At 64.6% G+C, this 23,876-nt stretch carries 19 protein-coding genes; 10 read left to right on the top strand and 9 right to left on the bottom strand.

Translation table 11 applies throughout. The annotated features are described in order from the left end of the window. Positions 1-286: 286 nt before the first annotated feature. The 6 genes from GEV38_RS11375 to GEV38_RS11350 all read left to right on the top strand — a co-directional run bounded on the left by GEV38_RS11375 (position 287) and on the right by GEV38_RS11350 (position 7,838). Positions 287-2,023, top strand: a complete 1,737-nt coding sequence (locus GEV38_RS11375) for a type I secretion system permease/ATPase (RefSeq protein WP_054572806.1) — start codon at positions 287-289, stop codon at positions 2,021-2,023. Positions 2,024-2,029: 6 nt separating this feature from the next. After that, on the top strand, positions 2,030-3,370 hold the full coding sequence (locus GEV38_RS11370) for an HlyD family type I secretion periplasmic adaptor subunit (protein WP_054572805.1): 1,341 nt from the start codon (positions 2,030-2,032) through the stop codon (positions 3,368-3,370). Between the two features lies 1 nt (position 3,371). Next, positions 3,372-4,700: a TolC family outer membrane protein gene (locus GEV38_RS11365; protein ID WP_054572804.1), complete on the top strand. Its 1,329-nt coding sequence runs from the start codon at positions 3,372-3,374 to the stop codon at positions 4,698-4,700. A 90-nt stretch (positions 4,701-4,790) separates the two neighbouring features. Next, complete coding sequence (locus GEV38_RS11360) at positions 4,791-5,654, top strand: sensor domain-containing diguanylate cyclase (protein WP_054572803.1); 864 nt, start codon at positions 4,791-4,793, stop codon at positions 5,652-5,654. A gap of 17 nt (positions 5,655-5,671) precedes the next feature. Next, a complete protein-coding gene (gene chrA, locus GEV38_RS11355; protein WP_054572802.1) occupies positions 5,672-7,030 on the top strand; it encodes a chromate efflux transporter in 1,359 nt (452 codons plus the stop codon). Between the two features lie 139 nt (positions 7,031-7,169). Beyond that, complete coding sequence (locus GEV38_RS11350; protein ID WP_054572801.1) at positions 7,170-7,838, top strand: bifunctional 2-polyprenyl-6-hydroxyphenol methylase/3-demethylubiquinol 3-O-methyltransferase UbiG; 669 nt, start codon at positions 7,170-7,172, stop codon at positions 7,836-7,838. A gap of 144 nt (positions 7,839-7,982) precedes the next feature. Here GEV38_RS11350 and quiC read toward each other — a convergent pair whose 3' ends face one another. Continuing rightward, entirely contained in the window at positions 7,983-9,890 is a 1,908-nt protein-coding gene (quiC, locus tag GEV38_RS11345) for a 3-dehydroshikimate dehydratase QuiC (protein WP_038409298.1), read from the bottom strand. 375 nt (positions 9,891-10,265) lie between these two features. Between quiC and GEV38_RS11340 the strand changes: the two genes are divergently transcribed. Beyond that, positions 10,266-11,639, top strand: coding sequence for an MFS transporter (locus GEV38_RS11340; RefSeq protein WP_015269950.1), 1,374 nt, complete (start codon positions 10,266-10,268; stop codon positions 11,637-11,639). Positions 11,640-11,914: 275 nt separating this feature from the next. Here the strand turns inward: GEV38_RS11340 and GEV38_RS11335 are convergent, their stop codons facing one another. The 5 genes from GEV38_RS11335 to GEV38_RS11315 form a co-directional block, all read right to left on the bottom strand. After that, positions 11,915-13,327, bottom strand: coding sequence for a DOPA decarboxylase (locus GEV38_RS11335; RefSeq protein ID WP_015269949.1), 1,413 nt, complete (start codon positions 13,325-13,327; stop codon positions 11,915-11,917). Between the two features lie 120 nt (positions 13,328-13,447). Continuing rightward, a complete protein-coding gene (locus tag GEV38_RS11330; RefSeq protein ID WP_015269948.1) occupies positions 13,448-14,392 on the bottom strand; it encodes a LysR family transcriptional regulator in 945 nt (314 codons plus the stop codon). Positions 14,393-14,536: 144 nt separating this feature from the next. Then, positions 14,537-15,247: a YebC/PmpR family DNA-binding transcriptional regulator gene (locus GEV38_RS11325; RefSeq protein WP_013972055.1), complete on the bottom strand. Its 711-nt coding sequence runs from the start codon at positions 15,245-15,247 to the stop codon at positions 14,537-14,539. 226 nt (positions 15,248-15,473) lie between these two features. Continuing rightward, positions 15,474-16,865, bottom strand: a complete 1,392-nt coding sequence (locus tag GEV38_RS11320) for an FAD-dependent oxidoreductase (RefSeq protein WP_015269947.1) — start codon at positions 16,863-16,865, stop codon at positions 15,474-15,476. Between the two features lie 15 nt (positions 16,866-16,880). Continuing rightward, positions 16,881-18,197 (bottom strand): MFS transporter, encoded by a 1,317-nt coding sequence (locus tag GEV38_RS11315; RefSeq protein ID WP_003259277.1) that lies wholly within the window; start codon positions 18,195-18,197, stop codon positions 16,881-16,883. Positions 18,198-18,440: 243 nt separating this feature from the next. Here GEV38_RS11315 and GEV38_RS11310 point away from each other — a divergent pair, with 243 nt between their 5' ends. Both GEV38_RS11310 and GEV38_RS11305 read left to right on the top strand, forming a co-directional pair. Next, positions 18,441-19,310, top strand: coding sequence for a LysR substrate-binding domain-containing protein (locus GEV38_RS11310; protein ID WP_013972053.1), 870 nt, complete (start codon positions 18,441-18,443; stop codon positions 19,308-19,310). Positions 19,311-19,451: 141 nt separating this feature from the next. Continuing rightward, positions 19,452-19,823: a DUF2784 domain-containing protein gene (locus GEV38_RS11305; RefSeq protein WP_015269945.1), complete on the top strand. Its 372-nt coding sequence runs from the start codon at positions 19,452-19,454 to the stop codon at positions 19,821-19,823. Here the strand turns inward: GEV38_RS11305 and tam are convergent. The 3 genes from tam to GEV38_RS11290 form a co-directional block, all read right to left on the bottom strand. Then, a complete protein-coding gene (tam, locus tag GEV38_RS11300; protein WP_015269944.1) occupies positions 19,813-20,589 on the bottom strand; it encodes a trans-aconitate 2-methyltransferase in 777 nt (258 codons plus the stop codon). The two genes, GEV38_RS11305 and tam, sit on opposite strands and share 11 nt — an antisense overlap. 129 nt (positions 20,590-20,718) lie before the next feature. Continuing rightward, positions 20,719-22,128 (bottom strand): amino acid permease, encoded by a 1,410-nt coding sequence (locus GEV38_RS11295; protein ID WP_013972050.1) that lies wholly within the window; start codon positions 22,126-22,128, stop codon positions 20,719-20,721. Then, the gene (locus GEV38_RS11290) at positions 22,128-22,403 is read right to left on the bottom strand and encodes a hypothetical protein (protein WP_085619209.1); all 276 of its coding nucleotides are present in this window, start codon (positions 22,401-22,403) and stop codon (positions 22,128-22,130) included. Before GEV38_RS11290 ends, GEV38_RS11295 begins: the two co-directional genes overlap by 1 nt. 47 nt (positions 22,404-22,450) lie before the next feature. Between GEV38_RS11290 and GEV38_RS11285 the strand changes: the two genes are divergently transcribed. Beyond that, positions 22,451-23,875 (top strand): PLP-dependent aminotransferase family protein, encoded by a 1,425-nt coding sequence (locus GEV38_RS11285; RefSeq protein ID WP_015269943.1) that lies wholly within the window; start codon positions 22,451-22,453, stop codon positions 23,873-23,875. Position 23,876: the final 1 nt, after the last annotated feature.

Genomic DNA, 23,876 nt, shown 5'->3' with positions numbered 1-23,876 from the left:
TCGCAGAAGAAAACCTTGTCAATATCCCGTCAAAAATTCATGCAGCGCCGACAATGCTATACAACTTACTGTTTTCACGGCACTTATGAAAAGTTCAAAGTTTTTATAGAGCAAAACGATATTACCGAGTGTTTCACTGCAACCTACGCTCCAGCATGTGGGAGCAACGCAGCGTTTTGGACCATTCGCCCTCAGAGCGACCCGCCTGCGAGCCGACCAGAAGCCACAATTACCGCTGTACGGGCCGCCGCAAGGGCTTCCCGTTTGTGATAAAGGGAGGCCCCCGATGCACAAGCCACCACGCACCCGTTCCGAGCTGGCCGACGTGCTGTTCCGCCTGCGCCGCAGCTTTTTTGCCCTGGCCGCCTTCAGCGGCGTCATAAACGTCATGATGTTGACGCCAGCTATTTATATGTTGCAGGTGTACGACCGCGCCCTGGTCAGCCGCAACGTCACCACCCTGACCATGCTCACCTTGCTGGTGATCGGCCTGTTCATGCTGATGTCGGCCCTGGAGATGGTCCGCACCCGCGTACTGATCCGGGTCGGCAACTTCCTCGACATGGATCTGAACCGACGCATCTTCAGCGCTGCCTTCGAACGCAACCTGAGCCGCGCCGGCGGCAACCCGGCCCAGGCCTTGCAGGACCTGGCCCAGGTACGGCAGTTTCTCACCGGCAACGGCCTGTTCGCTTTCTTCGATGCCCCGTGGACACCGATCTACCTGCTGGTCTGCTACCTGATCCACCCACTGCTGGGGCTGATCACGCTGATCGGTTCGCTGATCCTGGTGGGCCTGGCCTACCTCACCGAGAAGGCCACGCAAAAACCTTTGGCCGAAGCCAACCAGGCAGCCCTGTCGTCGGCCAGCTATGCCAACAACAACCTGCGCAACGCCGAAGTGATCGAAGCCATGGGCATGCTGCCAGCGATTGGCAAGCGCTGGTTTCAGGGCCATTTGCGCATCCTGCAGATGCAGACCCTGGCCTCCGACCGCGCGGCGATCATCAGTAGCACCGGGCGCTTCGTGCGCATTACCTTGCAATCGGTGATCCTCGGCGCCGGCGCACTGCTGGCGATTGAGGGCAAGATCACACCCGGCATGATGATCGCCTGCTCGATCCTCACCGGCCGCGCCCTGGCCCCGGTAGAACAGGTGATCGCCGCGTGGAAGCAACTGCAAGGCAGCCGCTCCGCCTGGGGCCGGCTCAACGATCTGCTGCACGACTACCCGCAGCGGCCACCAAGCATGTCGCTGCAACGGCCAATGGGCATGCTGGCCGTGGAAAACGTGGTTGCCGGTGCTCCCGGCACCAGCAACAGCATCGTGCGCGGGGTCAGCTTCAGCCTGGTCCCGGGTGAAAGCCTGGGCATCATCGGCCCGTCGGCTTCGGGCAAATCCACCCTCGCCCGCCTGCTGGTAGGCGTGTGGCCGACCCAGGCCGGCAAGGTGCGCCTGGACGGCGCCGACATCTTCACCTGGAACAAGGCCGAACTCGGCCCGTGGCTCGGCTACCTGCCGCAGGACGTGGAGTTGTTCGAGGGCACCATCGCCGAAAACATCGCACGCTTTGCCGAAGTGGACAGCGAAGCGGTGATCCGCGCTGCCCGCAGCAGCGGTGTGCACGACATGATCCTGCGCTTCCCGCAGGGCTACGACACCCGTCTGGCAGCCGACGGCAGCCCGCTCTCCGGTGGCCAGAAGCAACGCATCGCACTGGCCCGCGCGCTGTATGGCGAGCCGAACCTGGTGGTGCTGGACGAGCCCAACGCCAACCTCGATGACGTTGGCGAAAAGGCGTTGGTCGATGCGTTGGCCGAACTCAAGGCGCGCGGGGCCACGGTAATCCTGATTTCCCACCGGCCCAATGTGCTGTGCGCGGTCGACAAGGTGCTGATGCTGCGTGACGGTGCCGTGCACATGCTCGGCAGCCGTGACGAAGTGTTCGCGGCGCTGCGCAAGGCCAGCGTGATCCCGACGGCGACCGCTGCGCCGCTGGCGTCGGTAAAAGTACGGGAGTGACCGATCATGCAGATGACCCAACACACCGAGTTGATTCCCGCCGAGGCTCGCAACGAGATCGACCTGGACATTCATCGGCCGGCACGCTGGGGCGTGTGGCTGGTCGTCGCCGGCTTTGGCGGTTTCCTGCTGTGGTCGGGCCTGGCGCCGCTGGATGCCGGTGTGGTCGCCACCGGTACCGTCAAGGTCAGCAGCAACCGCAAAGCCGTGCAGCACCTGACCGGTGGCACGGTCGAGGCGATCCTGGTGCGTGAAGGCGATGTTGTGAAGAAAGGCCAGGAGGTGGTACGCCTGGACGCCCTGCGCGCGGTGGCCGAACAGGGCGCGGTCAGTGCCCAGTACATCGTCAGCAAGACCGTGGAGAACCGCCTGGAAGCCGAGCGCGATGGCCGAGACCAGGTCACCTTCGACCCTGCCCTGCTCAAGCACTACGGCGGCGACCCGCGCCTGCTGGCAGCCATGGACCTGCAACAGCGCCTGCTGGACACCCGCCGCGCGGGCCTGGCTGGCGAACTGAGCATCCTCGAGGAAAACCTGGCTGCCACGGCGGTGCAGCTCAAGGGCCTGCAGCAGGTGTACGGCGCCCGCGCCTCGCAGATCGGCTTCCTCAACCAGGAACTGCAAGGCACACGCGTGCTCGCCGCCGAAGGCTATGTACCACGCAACCGCCTGCTGGAGCTGGAGCGCAACAATGCCGACCTGTCCGCCGGCCAGGCCGAAAACCTCAACAACATTGCCCGGGCGCGCAGCCAGGCCACCGAGATCAAGCTGCGCATCCTGCAACGCCAGCACGACTACCTCAAGGAAGTGGAATCGCAGCTGACCGATACCGCCAAGGAGAACACCACCCTGGCCGATCGCCTGCGCGCGCTGGACTACGAAGTGACCCATACGGTGATCCGCTCGCCGATCGACGGCATGGTCCAGGCCCTGAGCATCGCCACGGTAGGCGGCATCATCCAGCCAGGGGCCAAGATCATGGAGGTGGTGCCGCTGGACCAGCCGTTGCAGGTGGACGCGATGATCCCGGTACAGGCCATCGACAAGATGGTGCCGGGCCTGGACGTGGACCTGGCCTTCCCGGCCTTCAACCATGCGAAGACACCGAATATCCCGGGGCGGGTCAAGACCATCTCCGCCGACCGCCTGATGGACGAAGAAAGCAAGCAGCCGTACTACCTGGCCCAGGTGGAAGTGACGCAGGACGGCATGGCCCTGCTGGGCAGCAACCATATCCGCCCCGGGATGCCGGCCACCGTCACCATCAAGACCGGCGAGCGCAACCTGCTCAGCTACCTGCTCAAGCCGATGCTCGAACGCGTGGACGCCTCGTTCAAGGAGCAATGACATGAATCGCCCGTGCCTGATGTTGTGCCTGTTGGGGTTGTCCGTACAGGCCAGTGCCATGGACCTGAAGCAAGCCTGGGACCTGCTGCAGTACCAGGGCCCGATCTACCGCGCCGCGGTGCACGAGAAAGAAGCCGGCAGCGAGAACCGCGCCATCGGCCAGGCCGGCCTGCTGCCGCAGATCAACGCTGTGGGTTACTTCAACAAGGTCAATGGCAGCCAGCGTCAGAGTGGCCGGGACAACGACCTGGACTATGACTCCAAGGGCGCCAACGTGCGGTTGCGCCAACCGCTGTTCAACAAGCAGAAGATGGCCGAATACCATCAGGGCCAGCAACGTGCCGACTACAGCGTGGCGGTGTTCGATGCCAAGACCCAGGACGCTGCGGTGCGCCTGGCCGATGCCTACTTCGACGTGCTGCTGGCCAGCGAAACCATCACCCTGGCCAAGGCCAAGCTGAATGCCTTCGAAGAGCAGCTGGCGTCGGCAAAGCGGCGCATGGAACTGGGCGCCGGCACCATCACCGACATCGACGAGTCGATAGCCCGTCGCGACCTGGCCGAGGCCGACCTGATCGAGGCCCAGGACAACCTGGTCAACGCCCGCCGCAAGCTGGAGGAATACATTGGTGAAACGCCGGAGTTGCTGACCACCTTGCAACCGGGCTTCAACACACCGCCGCTGATGCCGGGCAACCTGCAGGACTGGCTGGTCAAGGCCCAGGCCGACAGCCCGTTGATCCATGCGCGCCGGCACAACTACGAGCTGGCCGAAGAAGAAGTGAAACGCGCCCGCGCCGGGCACTGGCCGACCCTGGATTTCGTGGCGGGCTATACCGCCGGCAGCAGCCAGTCGATCTCCGAACTGAACCAGCGCAACCACTACAGCTCGATCGGGCTGGAGCTGAACATTCCGCTATACAGCGGCGGCAGCACCAGCGCCCTCACCCGTCAGGCCAGCGCCAACAGTTCCAAGGCACTGGATGAACTGGATGCCACGCGCCAGGAAGTGATCTCCGACACCACCCGCGAGTACCGCGGCGTACAGAGTGGCGCCTTGCGCATCCAGGCGCTGGAAAAGGCCGTGGCATCCAACGAACGCTCGCTGCTTTCGGCCCGCAAGGGCTTCAGGGAGGGCGGCACCAGCACCAACTCGGATGTGCTCAATGCCGAGGAATTGCTTTTTGACGCCCGGCATGACCTGTTCGAGGCGAAGCTGAACTACCTGATGTCGCGGCTGCGCCTGGCATCGTCGGTGGGCAGCCTGGGAGATGACGATATCCAGCAGATCAACGATTACCTCGGGCCCGAACTGGTAGTAAGCAACTGACTATCGGCGGCCCGCTCCCACAGCGGCGCCTACCGCATTTTGTTCTATTTCAGGCTATGATCGGTGACCCCGCCGCGGACGCCATGCCCCATGCCCGTAGACCTGCAATCGTTATACCCCAGGCTGATCCACCTGATGCTGGACACGGTGTTCGTGGTCGACAGGGGCAACCAGATCGTTTTCGTCAGCGATGCCTGCGAGGCGCTGCTGGGCTACCAGGCCTGCGAGCTGATCGGCACCCCGATCACCGACTACATGCACCCTGACGACCTGGCGATTACCCGCGCGTCGATCGTACGGGTGATGAACGGCCAACCCCATTACGACTTCCGTAACCGCTACATCCGCAAGGATGGCAGTATCGTGCATATTCTGTGGTCGGCCTCCTGGTCCGATGAGGCCAATGCCCGCATTGGTGTAGCGCGGGATATCACCGCCCAACACCAGGCCGAGGAAGAATTGCGTTTCCTGGCCCACCATGACCCGCTGACTCGCCTGGCCAACCGTGCCATGTTCAATGAGCGGCTGGGCACCGCACTTGTCGCGGCCCGGCACCACAACCACCCGCTGGCGTTGCTGTTCATCGATATCAATGACTTCAAGGATATCAACGACAACCACGGCCACAGCGTGGGTGACCGGGTGCTGTGCATTCTGGCGCGGCGCCTGGAAGGCTGCGTTGGGGCGGCCGATACAGTGGCGCGGATGGGCGGTGACGAGTTCACCGTGCTGTTGACCGACTACGCCTCGCCAGAGGCCATTGCCGAGCAGGTGGCACGCATCCTGGCAGCCATGGCCGAGCCACTCGGCGCCGAGTTTGCAGGCGTCGGAGCGCCGTCCTGCAGCATTGGCGTGGCCCGTTTCCCCGAAGACGGCAATGATGCCGACATGCTGCTGCGCCATGCTGATGGCGATATGTACCGGATCAAGCGACAGCGCGCTGCGGCCAGCTGAATACCAAAGGGAAGAAAATGACGGAACACCTGCAAGGCGCCGCCGAGCAAACGCGTGGTCACATCAGCCGGATCGAGGCCTTGCTGTTCTGGCTAAAGCTGGGTTTCATCAGCTTCGGCGGCCCGGCGGGGCAGATAGCGATCATGCATCAGGAACTGGTGGAGCGGCGCCGCTGGATCAGCGAGCGGCGCTTTCTGCATGCCCTCAACTACTGCATGCTGCTGCCTGGCCCCGAGGCCCAGCAACTGGCCACCTACATTGGCTGGCTGATGCACCGCACCTGGGGCGGGGTGATTGCCGGCACCCTGTTCGTACTGCCGTCGCTGTTCATCCTGATCGGCCTGTCGTGGGTCTATCTGGCCTGGGGCGAAGTGCCGGTGGTGGCTGGTATTTTCTACGGGATCAAGCCGGCCGTGACCGCGATCGTCGTGCATGCCGCACATCGCATTGGCACGCGCGCCCTGAAAAACGGCTGGTTGTGGGCCATTGCCGCGGCCTCGTTCGTGGCCATTTTCGCGCTCGACGTTCCCTTCCCGCTGATCGTGCTGGCGGCCGCGCTGCTGGGCCATATCGGCGGGCGGCTGCTACCGGGGCAGTTCGCGCCTGGTGGTGGCCACGGCGCAACCAGAGCCAGCCATGGCCCGGCCGTGATCGACGACGACACACCGGCGCCAGAGCACGCCCGCTTCAGCTGGGGGCGGCTGCTGGGCCTGCTGCTGGTGGGTGCCGCGCTGTGGCTGCTGCCCATGGGTGTACTGATGGCTACCTTTGGCTGGCAAGGCACCTTGACGCAAATGGGCTGGTTCTTCACCAAGGCGGCATTGCTGACCTTCGGCGGCGCTTACGCGGTGCTGCCCTACGTCTACCAAGGGGCCGTCGGCCATTACGGCTGGCTGTCGCCGACGCAGATGATCGATGGCCTGGCGTTGGGGGAAACCACCCCCGGGCCGCTGATCATGGTGGTGGCCTTCGTCGGCTTCGTCGGTGGCTACCTGCACCCCATGTTCGGCACCGACCAGGCGTTCATGGCCGGCGCGGTAGCAGCGAGCCTGGTGACCTGGTTCACCTTCCTGCCCTCGTTCCTGTTCATCCTGGCCGGTGGCCCGCTGGTGGAATCGACCCACAACGAACTCAAATTCACCGCCCCGCTGACCGGGATAACCGCGGCGGTAGTGGGCGTGATCCTCAACCTCGCGCTGTTCTTCGGCTACCACGTATTGTGGCCGGCCGGTTTCGACGGGCGGTTCGACTGGCCTTCGGCGCTGATTGCGCTGGCGGCGGCGGTGGCGCTGTTCCGTTACAAGCGTGGGGTGATCCAGGTGTTGATAGCCTGTGCCCTGGCGGGGCTTGCCACCCATCTGTCGAGCCCACTGTAGGAGCAGCCTTGTGCTGCGAAGATGCCCGCATGGCTGGCGGAAATCTGTCTGCCATACTGACCTCTTCGCAGCACAAGGCTGCTCCTACAGAGGGTAGTGATAGGTCGCAGGGCCTATCTCCAATCCAACGGAGATGAACATGCGCAACCCTGAAGACGCCTTGCTCGACAGCTGGCAGCACAACGCCCAGGCCTGGATCGATGCGGTGCGCAGCGGCAGTATCGAGAGCCGTCGCCAGGTTACCGACCAGGCCATCCTGCTGGCCATCCTGGGCCGCCAGCCCGAACGGGTGCTCGACCTGGGCTGTGGTGAAGGCTGGCTGCTGCGCGCGCTGGGCGACCGGGGTGTCGAGGCGGTAGGTGTGGACGGTGACCGGGCGCTGGTGGATGCCGCGCGTGCTGCGGGTTCCGCCGAGGTACACCTGGCCAGCTATGCCCAGCTGGCCGCTGCGCAGGCCTATGTTGGCAAGGACTATGACCTGATCTGTGCCAACTTCGCCCTGTTGCAGCAGGACATCATCCCGCTGCTGGCAGCGATGAATGCCTTGCTGGCGCCTGGCGGTGCGCTAGTGATCCAGACCCTGCACCCGTGGAGCGTGGCGGATGGCGATTACCAGGATGGCTGGCGGGAAGAGTCGTTTGCCGGGTTCGCCGGGGATTGGCAGGTGATGCCGTGGTACTTCCGCACCCTGGCCAGCTGGCTGAACGCGCTGGACATGGCGGGGTTGCGGCTGGTCAGCCTGCAGGAGCCACAGCACCCCCAGAGTGCGCTGCCACAGTCGCTGCTGTTGGTGGCCGAACGCCCTTGAAGCACACGCGGTCGGTGTAGGAGCGGCCTTGTGTCGCGATGGGCCGCAAAGCGGCCCCAGGATTCATGCGGTGCTGCTGAAATCCTGGGGCCGCTTTGCGGCCCATCGCGACACAAGGCCGCTCCTACAGGGACCGCGCCGGGCTCAGAGGACCGGCTTGCGCGCCGCCCCGCTGCGGGCCTTGGCCATGGCCGCCAGGCGCACCGCAACGTTGGCCGCACCGTAACCGGCATAACCCCCCTTGCGCTGGATGATCTCGAAGAAGAAACGCTCTTCGAACGGCTCGGTGTACACGTGGAACAGCTCGCCGCCCTGGGCATCGCGGTCGTACAGCACGTTGTAGTAGGCCAGTTCGCTGAGGAACTCGTCGTCGAAATCGAAACGCGCCGCCAGGTCGTCGTAGTAGTTCAGCGGGATTTCCAGCAACGGTACCCCGGCCAGTTTGGCCCGCGCCACTTCGCGGAAGATGTCGTCGCAATCGAAAGCGATGTGGTGCACGCCCGAACCACGATAGCTGGACAGCGCATGGGCGATGGCGGTGTTGCGGTTTTCCGAGATGTTCAGCGGCAGGCGCAGGGTGCCGCATTGGCTACGCAGCGCGCGGCTCTTGACCAGGCCGTACGGGTCCGGCAGCACTACTTCGTCATCGGCTTCGAAATCGAACAGGCTCTTGTAGAACAGCACCCAGCTGTCCAGCGACTCGGCCGGCAGGGCCAGGGCCATGTGGTCGATACGGCGCAGGCCGCCGGTGGCCGTGGCGTTCTTGTCCAGGCTGAAGTCGGTGTCGTACAGGGTCTGGCCGGCAGTGCCCTGCTCCACCAGGTACAGCAAGCTGCCATCTGGCGCACGTACCGCCGGCACTTCGCACTCGTTGGGCCCGACCAGGCCACGGAACGGCTGGCCACGGAAGGCGGTGGCACGCTTCAGGGCGGCTTGCTGGTCCTTGACCCGCAGCGCGGTGGCGCACAGCGACGGCCCGTGGGCCTCGAAGAAGTTGTGGCCGAAGGAATAGGGTTCGGCGTTCAGCACAATGTTGATATCGCCCTGACGCAGCAACTGCACCTCTTTGCTGCGGTGCTTGCCGGCATCGGCAAAGCCCAGGCGCTTCAGCCAGCTGCCCAGGCGCGCGCCGACGGCTTCGTCGACTGCAAACTCAAGGAACTCCACGCCGTCATAAGCACTGGCCGCCGGTGGGGTGAACAGCACACCGGGCTCGATCGAGGTACCTTCCTGCTCCAGGCGCAGGCGGGTGTGCTCTTCGAGATACAGCAGCGAACGCAGGCCGTCGGCGGCATTCTGCCGGGGCGGCGCGGCGCGGAAGCCGTCGTTGAAGATTTCCAGCGACAGCGGCCCACGGTAGCCGGTGGCAAGGATCGGCGCCAGGAAACCGGCCATGTCCATCTCGCCCTGCCCCGGGAAGCAGCGGAAGTGGCGGCTCCACTCCAGCACATCCATGGCCAGGATCGGCGCGTCGGCCATTTGCACGAAGAAGATCTTGTCGCCGGGGATGTCGCGGATCGCGCTCGGGTCGCCCTTGAGCGACAAGGTGTGGAAGCTGTCGAGGATCACCCCGAGGGCCGGGTGGTCGGCCTGGCGCACCAGGTTCCAGACCTGCTGGTAGGTATTGACGTGGCGGCCCCAGGCCAGGGCTTCGTAGCCAATGCGCAGGCCGCGTTTGCCAGCGTGCTCGGCCAGCAGGCGCAGGTCGTCGACCAGCAATTGCTCTTCACCCAGGGCATCGGCCTGGACGTTGCTGCACACTAGCACCAGGTCGGTACCCAGTTCCTGCATCAGGTCGAACTTGCGCTCGGCGCGGTCGAGGTTCTTCTGCAGGCGGTCGCGGCGGCAACCCTCGAAATCGCGGAACGGCTGGAACAGGGTGATGGCAATACCCAGGTCGGCGCACATCTGCCGTACCTGGCGCGGGCTGCCGGCGTAATAGAGCAGGTCGTTTTCGAAGATCTCGACGCCGTCAAAACCGGCGGCGGCGATGGCTTCGAGCTTTTCCGGCAGGGTGCCGCTCAAGGACACGGTAGCGATCGAACGCTGCATGGCGGGAGTTCCTTGTTGTTGGAGAGTTGAGGCCAGGGCTGCCTGTACCGGCCCTATCGCCGGCAAGCCAGCTCCCACAGGATTGGCGCATACCTTGTGGGAGCTGGCTTGCCGGCGATAGGGCCAGACCTGGAAAATCAGGACCACAGTTCCTGGCACGATCGATTATTCGCAGGTAAAGTCGTCGCTTCAATCCCTTTGTACGGAATGGTTAGTTTTGCGTTCGATTATCGAACAAAACCGATTTTAGCGAATTGCCAGCCCACTGGCCCGTGGTCAACATGAACCACAGACGCAGGCACACCGACCCTCGCCTCCTGCCTTGGCGAATCTCCGGCGGAACCTGTGCAAACAACAATAACAACGGAGACAACGATGGCTCACTCCAGCTCTCAAGCCAAGAAAGCGACTGCCAGTGGATGGATAGGCTCGGCACTCGAGTACTACGACTTCTTCATCTACGCCCAGGCTGCTGCGCTGATTTTCCCGCAGATCTTCTTCCCCAACACCGACCCGAAAATGGCCATCATCGCCTCGCTGGCCACCTACGGCGTGGGTTACCTGGCGCGCCCGGTCGGCGCCTTCGTGCTGGGCCACTGGGGTGACACCCGCGGCCGCAAGAACGTACTGCTGCTGTGCATGTTCCTGATGGGCCTGTCGACCATGGCCGTTGGCCTGCTGCCCACCTACCACGACATCGGGCTGCTCGCCCCGGCGTTGCTGGTGGTGCTGCGCCTGGTCCAGGGCTTTGCCGTGGCCGGGGAAATCTCCGGAGCCAGTTCCATGATCATGGAGCACGCACCGTTCGGTCGACGGGGCTACTACGCCAGCTTCACCTTGCAAGGCGTGCAGGCTGGCCAGGTGCTGGCGGCGGCTGTGTTCCTGCCGCTGGCCTACTTCATGCCCAGCGAAGCCTTCAACGACTGGGGCTGGCGCATTCCGTTCCTGCTGAGCGCCTTCGTGCTGATCGCCGGCTTCATCATCCGTAAGGAAGTGCACGAAACCCCGGCGTTCGTGAAGGAAGAGAAGCAGGACAAGGTCGCCAAGTCGCCGATCAGCGAGGCCTTCCGCCACAGCTGGAAGCACATGGTGCTGGTGATGTTCATGGCCTTGATGAACGTGATCCCGGTGGTCGCCACCATCTTCGGTGCGGCCTACGCGGTGCAGCCGGCCTATGGCATCGGCTTCGACAAGAGCGTGTACCTGTGGATTCCGGTAGTCGGCAACATCGTCGCGGTGCTGGTGATACCGTTTGTCGGCAACCTGTCCGACAAGATCGGCCGTCGCCCGACCATGATCGCCGGTTGCCTGGGCTCGGGCTTGCTGGCCTTCGTCTACCTGTATGCGATCAGCATCCAGAACGTACCGCTGGCGTTCGCCTCGTCGATCGTGATGTGGGGCATGGTGTACCAGGGTTACAACGCGGTGTTCCCAAGCTTCTACCCAGAGCTGTTCCACACTCGCTACCGCGTTTCGGCCATGGCCATCGCGCAGAACATCGGCACCATGCTGACCGCCATGCTGCCGGCGCTGTTCGCCTTGGTAGCCCCGCCCGGTTCGGACAACATCCCATTGGTGGTTGGTAGCCTGGCGTTCTTCATCACCTGCGTGTGTGCTTTGGCAGCCTACATTGCACCGGAAACCCATCGCCTGGCGATGGAAGACCTGGGTAACCCCGATGCCAAGCCGATGGACAAGACCGCGTATGAAGCTAGCCGTAAAGGTAGCTTTCAGGCGGTGAGCCACTGAGATTGCAGGGGGCTGCTCTGCAGCCCTTTCGCCGGCAAGCCAGCTCCTACCTTGACCGCACAGGCTTCAAGCCTTGTGCGGTCCCTGTGGGAGCCTTTTCGCCGGCAAGCCAGCTCCCACCTTGACCGCACAGGCTTCAAGCCTTGTGCGGTCCCTGTGGGAGCCCTTTCGCCGGCAAGCCAGCTCCCACCTTGACCGCACAGGCTTCAAGCCTTGTGCGGTTCCTGTGGGAGCTGGCTTGCCGGCGAATGGGCCGCAACGCGGCCCCGGCAGTTTCAGCCCTTGACTACTTCCTGCAGGCGCGCCCAGAGCTGTTCGACATGCTCCCGCTCGGTCGGCAATGCGCCAATCGACACCCGCACCATCCACCGCCCATCCAGCGTCGCCGGCGTCACATAGGCATCCCCAGACGCATTCAGCCGTTCGGCCCAGCCCTTGGTATGCGTATCCAGCGTCTCCCCTTCCAGCCCCGCCGGCCGATGGCGAATGCACAACGTCTGCAACTGCACCGGCGCCAGCACCTCCCACTCCGCCGCCGCGCCGATTTGCCCGGCCAGCCACTGGGCATTGTCCAGGTCACGCCGCAGCCGTGCCTGCAACGCCTCGACCCCCTCGCTGCGCAGCATGAACCACAGCTTCAATGCGCGGAACCGGCGGCCCAGCGGGATACCCCAGTCACGCAGGTTCTTCACCTCGCCATCCACCGCCGACTGCAGGTAGCTGGGGTTGGTGCTCATGACCCGGATCAGGTGCTGCGGGTCGCGCACGTAGTAGATCGAGCAATCGAAGGCCACGCCCAGCCACTTGTGCGCGTTGACCACCAGCGAATCGGCCAGCTCGATGCCGTCCCACATCCAGCGGCATTCCGGCAGGATCATCGCCGAGCCGGCCATGGCCGAGTCCACATGCAGCCACAGGCCATGGGCCTGGGCGATCTCGCCGATCGGCCGCAGAGGGTCGAGGGCCGTGGTGGCGGTGGTGCCGGTGGTCGCGACCACCGCGCAAGGCTGGTTGCCAGCGGCCAGGTCCTGCTCGATCGCAGCCTGCAGGGCCTCCGGGCGCAGAGCGTAGCGTTCGTCGGTCGGGATCAGGCGTATGTTGTCGCGGCCAAAACCGGCCAGCAATGCGGCTTTGTCCACCGAGCTGTGGGCATGGGCGCTGACATAGACGATCAGCGGCTTGGCCTGGGCTTGCAGGCCGCCGCGTACCAGTGCGTAGTCGCTGGCGCGTTCCCGTGCGCAGATCAGCGCCACCAGGGTGCTGGTGGATGCGGTGTCCTGGATCACCCCGCTCCATTGGCCAGACAGGCCGAGCAGCTGACGCAGCCAGTCGAGGGTGGTTTCCTCCAGCTCGCTCAGGGCCGGGCTGGACTGCCACGAAAGGCCCAGCACGCCCAGGCCAGTGCTGAGGAAGTCACCGAGGACCGACGACAGGGTGCCATTGGAGGGGAAGTAGCCGTAGAAGTCCGGGTGCTGCCAATGGGACAGGCCGGGCATGACCAACTGGTTGACGTCGTCAAGGATCGCTGCGAAAGGCTCGCCTTGCCGGGGGGCCTGTGCAGGCAACGCAGCCTTGAGATAGCCGGGCTCGACCTGGGCCATGACCGGGCGCTCGCCGACGGATTGGCGGTAGTCGGCGATCAGGTCGATCAGTTGGTGGCCGTACTGGCGGAATTGTTCGGGGGTCACCTGGGGTCTCCTGTGGGGTTTTTCGCTGCCTGTGCCCGCGAAGAGGCCAGCGCAGGCAGCACAATGCCCCCAGTCTAGGCACCTGTCCCGAAGTGAATAACCCCGCTTCGCGCATACCTGCTATGGCAAACCCGCATGCCCACCCTGCACACCGAACTGCGACTGGCGCCACAACTCGAACACCCGGTTGCGCAACCAGCGGTGTTCGGCCGAGGCCTGCAGGCGCTGGTGCCACACCACCCAGTAGCGCTGGCTGTGGTCGATGAAGCCCAGCGGCCGCCAGGCCAGGTCATGCAGGCGGCACAGCTGCCGGGCGATGTGCTCGGGCACGGTGGCCAGCGCCTGGCTGTTGGCAATCACCTGCACGGTGGCCGAGAAGAACGGCACTTCCAGGCTGACCTGCCGTTGCAGGCCCTGGGCGCGCAAGTGGCGGTCGATGAAGCTGTCCTTGTCGCCTCCGCCGGAAATACGCACATGCTTGTGCGCCAGGTAGTCGGCCTGGCTGAGCGCACCGTGGGCAGCCAGCGGGTGGTCGTGGCGCATCAGGCACACTGCCCGGTCCTCCCCCAACAGCCGACCGTGCAGGTTGGGTGGCGACTCGTCGAACAACGTGGTGGCAAGGTCGATCTCGCCGCTGGCCAGCAAGGCGTACTGGCCGGCCTGCCAGGTGCGGTACTCCAGCGATACACCCGGCGCCTCGCGCTCCAGCGCCGCCACCAGCAGCGGCAGCATGTGCTCGGCCACATAGTCCGACGCGGCCAGACAGAAGCGCCGCTCGCAACGCGCCGGGTCGAACACTGCGGGCTGGCGCAGGGCGTGCAGCTCCTCGAGAACCTGGCGCAGGGGTTCGACCAGGGCTTCGGCGTGTTCGCTGAGTACGTAACCGCGGCCCTGGCGTACCAACAAGGGGTCGTCGAAGGCTTCGCGCAGGTGGGCCAGCTGGCGGCTAAGTGCGGACTGGCTGACGCCGAGGCGCTCGGCGGCGTGGCTGAGGTTCTTCAGCTGCAGCAGGTGGTCGAGGGTGCGCAGGTGGGCGAGGCTGAGGGAGGCGAAAGCGGGGTTCATACAGGCTCCCTTCTAAAGGATCGACCGGCCCAATCGCCGGCAAGCCAGCTCCCACAGGGTCACCACAACCATCGGGGCTTGTGCTGTACCTGTGGGAGCTGGCTTGCCGGCGATTGGGCCGCAAAGCGGCCCCAGAGAAGCAGATCAGTCAGTCAGGCCAACATAAACGTTCTGCACGTCATCGTTCTCGTCGATCGCCTCGAGGAACGCTTCCACCTCGGCCAGCGCCTCGGCACTCAGGCTGGCCGCGCTCACCGGGTTCTTCGGGGTGTAGCCGATCTTCGCCGAGGTCACGGTGAAGCCGTGCTCCGGCAGGGCCTTCTGCACGGCGTCAAGGTCGGTGGTGTCGGTGATGAACAGGGTCGAACCCTCTTCGTCACCTTCCTCGAAGTCCTGGGCGCCGGCTTCGATGGCCGCCATTTCCGGGTCGGCGTCGCCGTTCGGGGTGGCTTCGATCAGGCCGACATGGTTGAAGTCCCAGGCCACCGAACCGCTGGCACCCAGCTGGCCCTTGCGGAACAGCACGCGGATTTGCGCGACGGTGCGGTTGACGTTGTCGGTCAGGCACTCGACGATCAGCGGCACCTGGTGCGGGGCGAAACCTTCGTAGCTTACCGCCGAGTACTGCACGGCATCGCCGTCCAGGCCCGCGCCCTTGCGGATTGCGCGCTCCAGGGTCTCGCGGGTCATCGAGGCCTTCTTGGCCTGCTCGATGGCCAGGCGCAGGCGTGGGTTCATGTCCGGGTCGGCGCCGGACTTGGCGGCGATCTGGATCTCTTTGGACAGCTTGCCCATGATCTTGCCTTTGGCGTTGGCCGCGGCTTCTTTATGTTTGGCTTTCCACTGTGCGCCCATGTCGACTCTCTTGTTTCAGCGGCCGGTTCAGGAAGCGACCGGCCAAAAGTGGGTGCAGTTTATACGCCCTCTGGCCTGTGTTCGACAAGAAATCGCTGGGGCCGCTTCGCGACCCTATCGCGACACAAGGCCGCTCCTACAGAAGAAGCGCGCCAATCTGGGCTTGCGCGTCCCCCTGTAGGAGCGGCCTTGTGTCGCGACAGGGGTGCGAAGCGCCCCCAAAATATCAGCCTTTATCGGCCTTGCCCGCCGCCGCGGCAAACCGCGCCAGGCGCACATCCAGCCTGCGCGGCCGCAGCCCACGGTCCTCGGCCCGCTCCTTGCGGCGGATGGCATTGCGCACCATCAGCGAACCCAGGTAGCGGATCGGCTCGGGCGGGAACAGCCCCAGCGGCCCCTTGATCAGCGGCGAACGGGTCCATGGGTTGTCCAGCCCCAGTGCCAGCGACGACAGAATCTGCCCGCCCATGTGGCACGGCCCGACGCCGCTGCCGGAGTAACCAAAGCCGTAGAACACGTTGCCCTGCCCGTCCAGCCGGCCAAAGAACGGCAAACCGGTCACCGAGCGGTCGGACGGCCCGTTCCAGCTGGCCGCCAGCGGCACCTCGGCCAGCGCCGGGAAAAACCCGCCCAGGCTTTCACGCAGCAGCGGCCGGTACGGCGACGGCTGGTCGAACACTGGCAGCATGCGCCCGCCATAGGCGAAGGTATTGCCGCCCTTGCCGAGCATCAGCCGACCATCGGAGGTGTTGTGGTAGTAATGCACGAAAATCCGCGAATCAAGCACGCTGATGCCGCTGTCCAGGCCGACCTGGTGCAACAGCTCGGGGCAAGGTTCGGTGATCACCATGTCGCTGGAAACAATCGCCACGCTGCGTTCGAACTGCGGGAAAGCCCGCGCCATCCAGGCATTCAGGCCCAATACCACGCGGTCGGCGCGCACCGTGCCATGGGCCGTGCGCACCTGCACCGGGGCGCCGTGCTCCAGGCCGGTCATGGCGGTGCCCTCATGGATGCGCACGCCGCGCTGCAAGGCCACCCGGCGCAGGCCGCGCACCAGCTTGCCCGGCTGCACCGTGGCCGCGGCCGGCGAGAACCAGCCTTCCAGGTGCCGCGCCGAACCCGCCAGACGCTGCACCTGCGGCAGCGGCAGGCGGCGAAACGAGTTGATCCCCTTTTGCTCCAGCGCAGCGATCACCGCGTCGGTGGCGCCGACCTGCGCGGCGTTGGTAGCGGTGTACAGCGTGCCGTCCAGGCGGTAGTCGCAGTCGATGCCATTGGCCGCGCAGAACGCACCGATTTCACCGATGCTACGCTCGGACTCACGCACCAGGCGCACCGCCTCGGCCACCCCGAACAACCGCTCGAGGGTGAAGTACTTGGCCGACCAGGACAACGCACAGCCACCATTGCGGCCACTGGCACCGGCACCGCAGATATCGGCCTCGATCAGCACGATATCCAGGGCCGGCACCGCTTCCTTGAGCATCAGTGCGGTCCACAGGCCGGTATAGCCGCCGCCGACGATGCATACATCGCAACGGGCATCGCCTTGCAGCGGCGGGCACACCGCCTCTTGCGCCGAATCCAGGGCCTGTTGCAGCCAGAAGGGTCTCATTCGCTCGCTTTCCTTTCAGGTACGCAATGGCTTGATTGCCATGCTGGTATTCGGTGCCACGTCGGTGCTTTGCGCAGCGCTGGCCGGGCGGCTGTTCCAGTGCGGCAGCAGCACCAGCGCCGAGAACAGCGCGCAGCCGGCAAACACGATGAACACCGTGACGCCATCGAAGTATCCCGGCAGCAGCCCGCCCAGCACCGCCCCCACCGAGCCGCAGCCGTTGACGAAACCTGCTGCGGTGGCACCGGCCTTGGCGGTGCCGAAGTCGATGGCCGCAGCACCGCTGATCATCGAGTCTGGCCCGTACAGGGTCAGGCCCATGACGAACAGCAGGGCCACCACCAGGATCACGCTGCCGGTGTGCATGGCCGCCATGAATGCCGCCAGCGCCACGGTCAGCAGCACCAGGCTGATGACACAGGCCGGCATGCGCCGGGCGCCGAACAGCTTGTCGGAGGCAAGGCCGATGATGATCGGGCCGAGCAGCCCGGCCAGTTCGAAGGCTGTCGGGATGATCGCTGCCCCCACCTTGCCCACCGAGGGCATCTGCTCAAAGACGATCACCGGCCCCCACAGCAGGATGGCGTAGCGCGCCGGTTTCAACAGGAAGTACGCCAGCCCCAGGGTCAGCACCGTGCGGTTGCGCATGATCTCCTTCAGGGGCGCCCACACACTGCACAGGTTGCCGGCCGGGGCCATGCTCTGCGGCTCGGGCTCCACCGCCGGCAGGCCGACGTCTTCAGGCTTGTTGCGCTGCAGGAAGAAGAACAGCACGGCCACCAGTGCCACCACCGCGGCACTGGAGAAGAATGCCGCGTGCCAGGTACCGACCAGGGTGTAGGCCCACCAGCCGGCGAACGGCGAGGCCACCAGGCCGCCGAAGGCATAGCAGGAACTCCACAGGCCCAGCACCCGCCCACGCTGCGACGCCGGGAAGAAGCTGCCGATGTTCTTGCACAACCCGGCCCAGCCGGTGGATTGCGCCAGGCCCTGCACCAGCATGCAGGTGGCGAAGATCGGGAATGTGGCGTAACTGCCCATTACCACCGCCGCAACAGCAGAAATCAGCAGGCCGCCGAGCACCACCACGCGTGGGCCAAAGCGGTCGGCAAGCATGCCCCAGGTGAACTGGCCCACGGCGTAGGCGGCCAGGTAGATGGCGTCGAGGTTGGCCATGGCGGCCTTGTCGAGCATGAAGTCGGGGTCTTCACCGATGCCCAGCTTGGCCACCGAGAAGGCCTTGCGGGTGAAGTAGAAGGCGGCGTAGGCCAGCCAGGTAATGGCGAAAATCTGGATACGCCAGCGTTTGAACGCGGCTAGGGATTGGTTCATGTAAGTCTGACCTCTTGCTTGAGTGTGCCGGCAGAATGTGAAGAAACGCCTGTCTTGTTCTTGTGTTACGCACAGCGATGACGAGGCTGTCATCGGGTCAGATGGCGCCGTTTGGGTGCCATGGCCCTGGCGGCACTTGTGGTGCCAGCGTCGGGCTGACATGCATGGAAACAGTTGCGCTAAGATAAATAAAATCGATTTATCGTATTTCACACATAAGCCCAGCTTGTTACTGAGGTCGTCATGTCGGTTTCCCACGCACAACTCAAGGCCTTCCACGCCGTCGCGGTGCACGGCAGCTTTACCCGCGCCGCCGAAAAGCTGTTTCTTACCCAGCCCGCGGTGTCGGACCAGGTGCGCAAACTGGAGGAGCGCTTCGGCGTCTTGCTGTTCCACCGCAACAAGCGTTCGGTGCAGCTCACCGACCTCGGCGAACGCCTGCTGGGCATCAGCCAGCGCCTGTTCGCCTGCGAGGCCGAGGCCCATGAACTGCTGCAGGATTCGCGTGCGCTGCACACCGGCAGCCTGGTGCTGGCGGTGGACGCGCCGGTGCACGTGCTGCCGCAGATCGCCCGCTTCTGCCAGCGCTACCCGGGCATCCAGGTCAAGATCGAGACCGGCAACACCGACGAGTCGCTGGCCCGGCTGTTTAGCTACCAAGCCGACCTGGCCCTGCTGGGGCGGGACGTCGACGATGAGCGGCTGCACTGCCTGCCGCTGCGCCGCGACCCGATGGTGGCGTTTGTCTCGCACCAGCACCCCTGGGCCAGCCGCGGCGCGATCAGCCTGGCGGACCTGGACGATACACCGCTGGTACTGCGCGAGCCCGGGTCGGTGACGCGGCAGACGCTGGAAGAAGAAATGCAACGGGCCGGGCTGCGGATTCGCCCGGCGATCCAGGTGGAAGGCCGGGAAGCGGCGCGGGAAGCGGTGGTGGTGGGGATTGGTGTGGGGGTGGTGTCGGCGGCTGAGTTTGGTGCGGATGCGCGGGTGTGCGCGTTGCCGATCGTCGATTGCCAGCGGCACCTGACCGAGACACTGGTGTGCCTGAGCGAGCAGCGCACGCGGCGGGTGGTGGCGACCTTCCTGCAGATGGTGGAGGAAGGGTTGTAAGCCTGTGCCGGCCCTTTCGCAGCACAAGGCTGCTCCTGCAGGATTATCGCATTCCCCTGTAGGAGCAGCCTTGTGCTGCGAAGGGGCCGGTACAGGCAACCCAACTATGCTGGGATAACCTCAACCCTCGGCACACAACCCATGCTCTACCGCCTTGCCGCCGACACCCTGGTCCTGCTGCACCTGCTCTTCATCCTGCTGGTGCTGTTCGGCGGCCTGCTGGTACTGCGTTGGCGCCCTGCCCTGCTGCTGCACCTGCCGGTGCTGGCCTGGGGCCTGGCGGTGGAATGCCTGCACCTGGGCTGCCCGCTGACCACCTGGGAAAACCGCATGCGCAACGCGGCTGGTGACGCGGGCTACCAGGGCGGCTTCGTCGAGCACTATATCTGGCCGTTGATCTACCCCGCCGGGCTGACTCCACACATCCAGCTGCTGCTGGGCACTTTCGTGCTGCTGCTCAACCTCGGCGTCTACGGTTACGTGGCCTGGCGCTGGCGCCGCCCTAGCGGGTAGCGATCACGAACAGCCGCGGGAACGGCAACAGCACCTTGCCATCGGTGGCCGGCGGGTAGTCGCGTTGCATCGCCTGCAGGTACATCTGCAGGAAATCCGTCTGCTCCTGGGGATCCAACCGCGCCAGGTACGGTCGCAAGGCCGAACCCTTGAACCATTCCACCACGGCTTCTGCGCCACCGGCCAACGGGTGGTGGTAAGTGGTGCGCCACACATCCACCCGTGCACACAGCGGGCTGAGCAGGTCGTAGTAGAACGCCGCGCTGTGCCGTGGCGGCAGCTGGAAATCAGCGAACTTCGCCGCCCAAGGTCCCTGGCTGGCGATTTCGCGCAGTTGCCGGTGGGCCGGCTCATCGAGGTTGTCCGGGGTCTGCACGGCCAGGCTGGCACCTTCGCTCAGCTGGCGCACCAGGTGCGGGTACAGCGAGGCGTGGTCGGGTACCCATTGCAGCGAGGCATTGGCCAGGATCAGGTCCTGCGGCTCGGGGGCGGACCAGCCGGCAATGTCAGCGATGACTGTGCGCACGCGGGGGATGCACAGCCGTTTGCGCTCGCGGGCCTTGTCGATCATGTCCGGGTCGCTGTCCAGGGCCGTCACCTGGGCATCCGGGTAACGTTGCAGCAGCACCTCGGTGGAATTGCCAGGGCCACAGCCCAGGTCGGTGGCGTGGCGTACAGGGCGTGCCGGTACAGCGGCCAGCAGGTCACGCACCGCGCGGGTACGCTCGTCTTCGAATTGCGAATACTGGGTGGCGGACCAGGCCATGTGAAGCTCCTTTGGGCGGGCAATGTGTTCAGCATATGCCATGTAACAGGCGGCCATATACCCCTGGCCCAATAACGCAAAACGGCCGGGTCCCCCAGGGAGCCGGCCGTTTCGAGAAGCGAGTGACGCTTAGTGCTGCTTGCCAGTACGGATCTGGTGCACTACACCCATCGCCACCACGATTGCCGCGGCGATACCGGTGGAAATCACCAGGATCTGGTAGTCAGGCATGAAGGCCATGGTTACCAGGGCGGCCACGATGAACGCGATCACCAGGTAGGTCAGCCATGGGAACAGCCACATCTTCAGGCGTACTTCCTTGCCTTCGGCAACCAGCTTGCGGCGCATGCGCAGCTGCGAGAAAGCAATCACCAGGTACACCAGCAGGGCAATCATGCCGGTGGTGTTCATCAGGGTTTCCAGCACGTCTTTCGGGCGCAGGGTCTCGCTGAAGTTGATCAGCGCACACACCACGGCCACGGCGCACGAACCCATGATAGCGTACACCGGTACACCGGTGCCGGCGCGGGTGATCTTGAAGAACGACGGCGCGTCGCCACGCTGGGCCAGGGAGAACAGCATGCGCGAAGCGGTGTAGTGGCCCGAGATCAGGCAGCTGCTCACCGAGGTCAGCACCACGAAGTTCATCAGCAGCTCGGCATACGGCACGCCCAGCAGCTCCAGGGTGCGGCGGTAGGCGCCATAGCCGGAAACGCCCAAGTGCGGGTCGTTCCACGGTACCAGGCAGACGATCAGGAAGATCGACCCCACGTAGAACAGGCACACACGCCAGACCACCGAGTTGGTCGCCTTGACGATCTGCGCGGCCGGGTCCTTGGCTTCGGAAGCGGCGATGGTGACGATTTCCGCACCGAGGAAGGCGAACATCACCCCGAGCAAGGCACCGATCACTGTAGTGATGCCATTGGGCATGAAGCCTTCGGCGGTGAGGTGGCTGATGCCACGCACTTCACCGAACTGCCAGATGTTCAGCACGGCAGCGGTACACACGATCAGGAAGCAGACAATCGCGATCACCTTGATCAAGGCGAACCAGAACTCGAACTCACCGTAGTGCTTGACGTTGAAGAAGTTGACGGTGATCAGCAACAGGGTCGTGGCCAGCACGAACACGTTGACGCTGACGTCGGGGAAGAAACCATGCAGGATCTTGCCCGCCACATAAGCTTCCCAGGCCATGAGGATGACCCAGTACCACCAGTACAGCCAGCCGATGGTGAAACCGGCCCAACGGCCGATGGCGCGATCGGCGTAGGTGGAGAACGAACCGGTGTCTGGCGAGGAAGTCGCCATTTCACCCAGCATGCGCATGATCAGTACCACCAGGATGCCGCCTGCCAGGTAGGCCAGCACAGCAGCTGGGCCGGCGCTGTGAATCACGCTGCCGGAACCGACGAACAAGGCGCCGCCGATAACCCCGGCGATCGACATCATCGTCAGGTGGCGCGACTTGAGCGAGGCACTGAGCTTGCTCTCATGCCCGCTTTTCGCGGTGGTGGTTGTGGATGTTGCGTCCATCAGTTGTGTACCCCGTGCTTCTTTTTATCCAAGGAAAACTGTGAAACCCCGATGGCTGGCGGTTTCACGTACATCAGTGCTAATGCGCGCAGGATGGTGTGAGCGAACACACGCAGGCCTTCCATGGCGGCCTGCTGACGCGCCCCAGGGCAGGCGCCTGGAGCGAACTGAACATGCTTTAGGTGGCGATATCTGACACCTAATGTAAAAATGTCCGACGCAGAGAGCCATGCACAGTGGCATGAAACTCGCACTGCACTGTACAGGTCGCCCATGCAATACACCTTGCAAACGCCGGGCGATACGCAACCTGAAGGCCCAAATGTTCGAATTACATCCAGACTCCTCGACCCCGCTGGTGAACCAGATCATCGACGGGCTGCGCGAGCTGATCGACAACCAGACCCTCAAGCCAGGCGCCAAGGTCCCCTCGATCCGCGCCTTTGCCGCGAGCTATTCGGTGAGCACCTTCACCGTGGTCGAGGCCTACGACCGTCTGGTCGCCCAGGGCCTGCTGGTGAGCCGGGGCAATGCGGGGTTCTTCGTCAACCGCGCGGCGGGCGAATTGCTCGACCCGCACAACGCCGAGGCCGACACCAGTCGACCAACGTTCAACTCCGAGTGGTACCTGCAGCAGATCTTCGAAATCCGCCAGCTGCCGTTCAAGCCTGGCTGCGGCTGGCTGCCCAACGACTGGATGTACGAAGACGGCCTGCGCCGCGGCCTGCGCCAGGTGGCCGGCAGCCCGCTGGAGCTGTCGGGCTACGGCGACCCCATGGGCCTGATGGAGCTGCGTGCACTGACCGCACAGAACCTGCAGCAGGAACTGTCGATCGTCGCCAACCCGGCGCAGCTGATGCTTACCCATGGCGCCAGCCAGGCCCTGGACCTGGCCGCGCGCACCCTGGTACGCCCGGGCGACGTGGTGCTGGTGGACGACCCCGGTTACCCCAACCTGATGAGCATCCTGCGTACCCAGGGCGCGACTCTGGTCGGCGTGCCGCGCACACCGGCCGGCTACGACCTGAACCAGCTGGAGCAGTTGCTCACCCATCACCGCCCCACTGCATTCTTCACCCAGCCGCACCTGCACAGCCCGACCTGCTCGCGCACGCCGCTACCGCAGCTGCACCGCCTGCTGCAACTGGCCAGCCAGCACGGCTTCCGCCTGGTGGAGAACAACCTGTACGCCGACATGGTCGCCGAACCGCAGCCGTGCCTGGCCAGCCTCGACCACCTGCAGCAGGTGGTGTACGTGGGCAGCTACTCCAAGAGCATTTCGCCCAATGTGCGGGTCGGCTACATGCTGGCCAACCCCGAGCTGATGCAGAAGCTGCTGCACCTGAAAATGCGCTCTGGCCTGACCACCTCGCAGGTTATGGAGCGTGTGGTGTATGCCGCGATCATCGACGGGCGCTGGCGCAAGCACCTCAAGCGCCTGCGCCAGCGGCTGGCCGAGGCGCACCAGGAAGTTGGCCGGCATCTGCATCGGTTGGGCTTCGAGCTGTTCATCGAGTCGGATGAAGGGATGTATATCTGGACCCGCCACCCGGCGATTCCGGACAGCGCGGCGTTGCTGGATGATGCGTTGGAGAAAGGCATCATGTTGGGGCCTGGGCAGTTGTTCATGGTCGATGCCAAAGCGACCGGCTGGATGCGGTTCAACGTGGCGTTCAGTACCGAGCCGGCGATGTGGGAGTTGCTGGAGAAGGTGTTGGTGAAGCATGTGCGGCGGGGTGGGGTGTAAC

The organism is Pseudomonas sp. 13159349, assembly GCF_013305685.1.
Lineage (GTDB): Bacteria > Pseudomonadota > Gammaproteobacteria > Pseudomonadales > Pseudomonadaceae > Aquipseudomonas > Aquipseudomonas asiatica.
This window is presented reverse-complemented; position numbering and strand designations above follow the sequence as displayed.

Bases quoted from the DNA above. Each gene is read 5' to 3' on its own strand.
- GEV38_RS11375 (WP_054572806.1), top strand. From the start codon at position 287: ATGCACAAGCCACCACGCACCCGTTCCGAGCTGGCCGACGTGCTGTTC.
- GEV38_RS11370 (WP_054572805.1), top strand. From the start codon at position 2,030: ATGCAGATGACCCAACACACCGAGTTGATTCCCGCCGAGGCTCGCAAC.
- GEV38_RS11365 (WP_054572804.1), top strand. From the start codon at position 3,372: ATGAATCGCCCGTGCCTGATGTTGTGCCTGTTGGGGTTGTCCGTACAG.
- GEV38_RS11360 (WP_054572803.1), top strand. From the start codon at position 4,791: ATGCCCGTAGACCTGCAATCGTTATACCCCAGGCTGATCCACCTGATG.
- chrA (WP_054572802.1), top strand. From the start codon at position 5,672: ATGACGGAACACCTGCAAGGCGCCGCCGAGCAAACGCGTGGTCACATC.
- GEV38_RS11350 (WP_054572801.1), top strand. From the start codon at position 7,170: ATGCGCAACCCTGAAGACGCCTTGCTCGACAGCTGGCAGCACAACGCC.
- quiC (WP_038409298.1), bottom strand. From the start codon at position 9,890: ATGCAGCGTTCGATCGCTACCGTGTCCTTGAGCGGCACCCTGCCGGAA.
- GEV38_RS11340 (WP_015269950.1), top strand. From the start codon at position 10,266: ATGGCTCACTCCAGCTCTCAAGCCAAGAAAGCGACTGCCAGTGGATGG.
- GEV38_RS11330 (WP_015269948.1), bottom strand. From the start codon at position 14,392: ATGAACCCCGCTTTCGCCTCCCTCAGCCTCGCCCACCTGCGCACCCTC.
- GEV38_RS11325 (WP_013972055.1), bottom strand. From the start codon at position 15,247: ATGGGCGCACAGTGGAAAGCCAAACATAAAGAAGCCGCGGCCAACGCC.
- GEV38_RS11320 (WP_015269947.1), bottom strand. From the start codon at position 16,865: ATGAGACCCTTCTGGCTGCAACAGGCCCTGGATTCGGCGCAAGAGGCG.
- GEV38_RS11315 (WP_003259277.1), bottom strand. From the start codon at position 18,197: ATGAACCAATCCCTAGCCGCGTTCAAACGCTGGCGTATCCAGATTTTC.
- GEV38_RS11310 (WP_013972053.1), top strand. From the start codon at position 18,441: ATGTCGGTTTCCCACGCACAACTCAAGGCCTTCCACGCCGTCGCGGTG.
- GEV38_RS11305 (WP_015269945.1), top strand. From the start codon at position 19,452: ATGCTCTACCGCCTTGCCGCCGACACCCTGGTCCTGCTGCACCTGCTC.
- tam (WP_015269944.1), bottom strand. From the start codon at position 20,589: ATGGCCTGGTCCGCCACCCAGTATTCGCAATTCGAAGACGAGCGTACC.
- GEV38_RS11295 (WP_013972050.1), bottom strand. From the start codon at position 22,128: ATGGACGCAACATCCACAACCACCACCGCGAAAAGCGGGCATGAGAGC.
- GEV38_RS11290 (WP_085619209.1), bottom strand. From the start codon at position 22,403: ATGGGCGACCTGTACAGTGCAGTGCGAGTTTCATGCCACTGTGCATGG.
- GEV38_RS11285 (WP_015269943.1), top strand. From the start codon at position 22,451: ATGTTCGAATTACATCCAGACTCCTCGACCCCGCTGGTGAACCAGATC.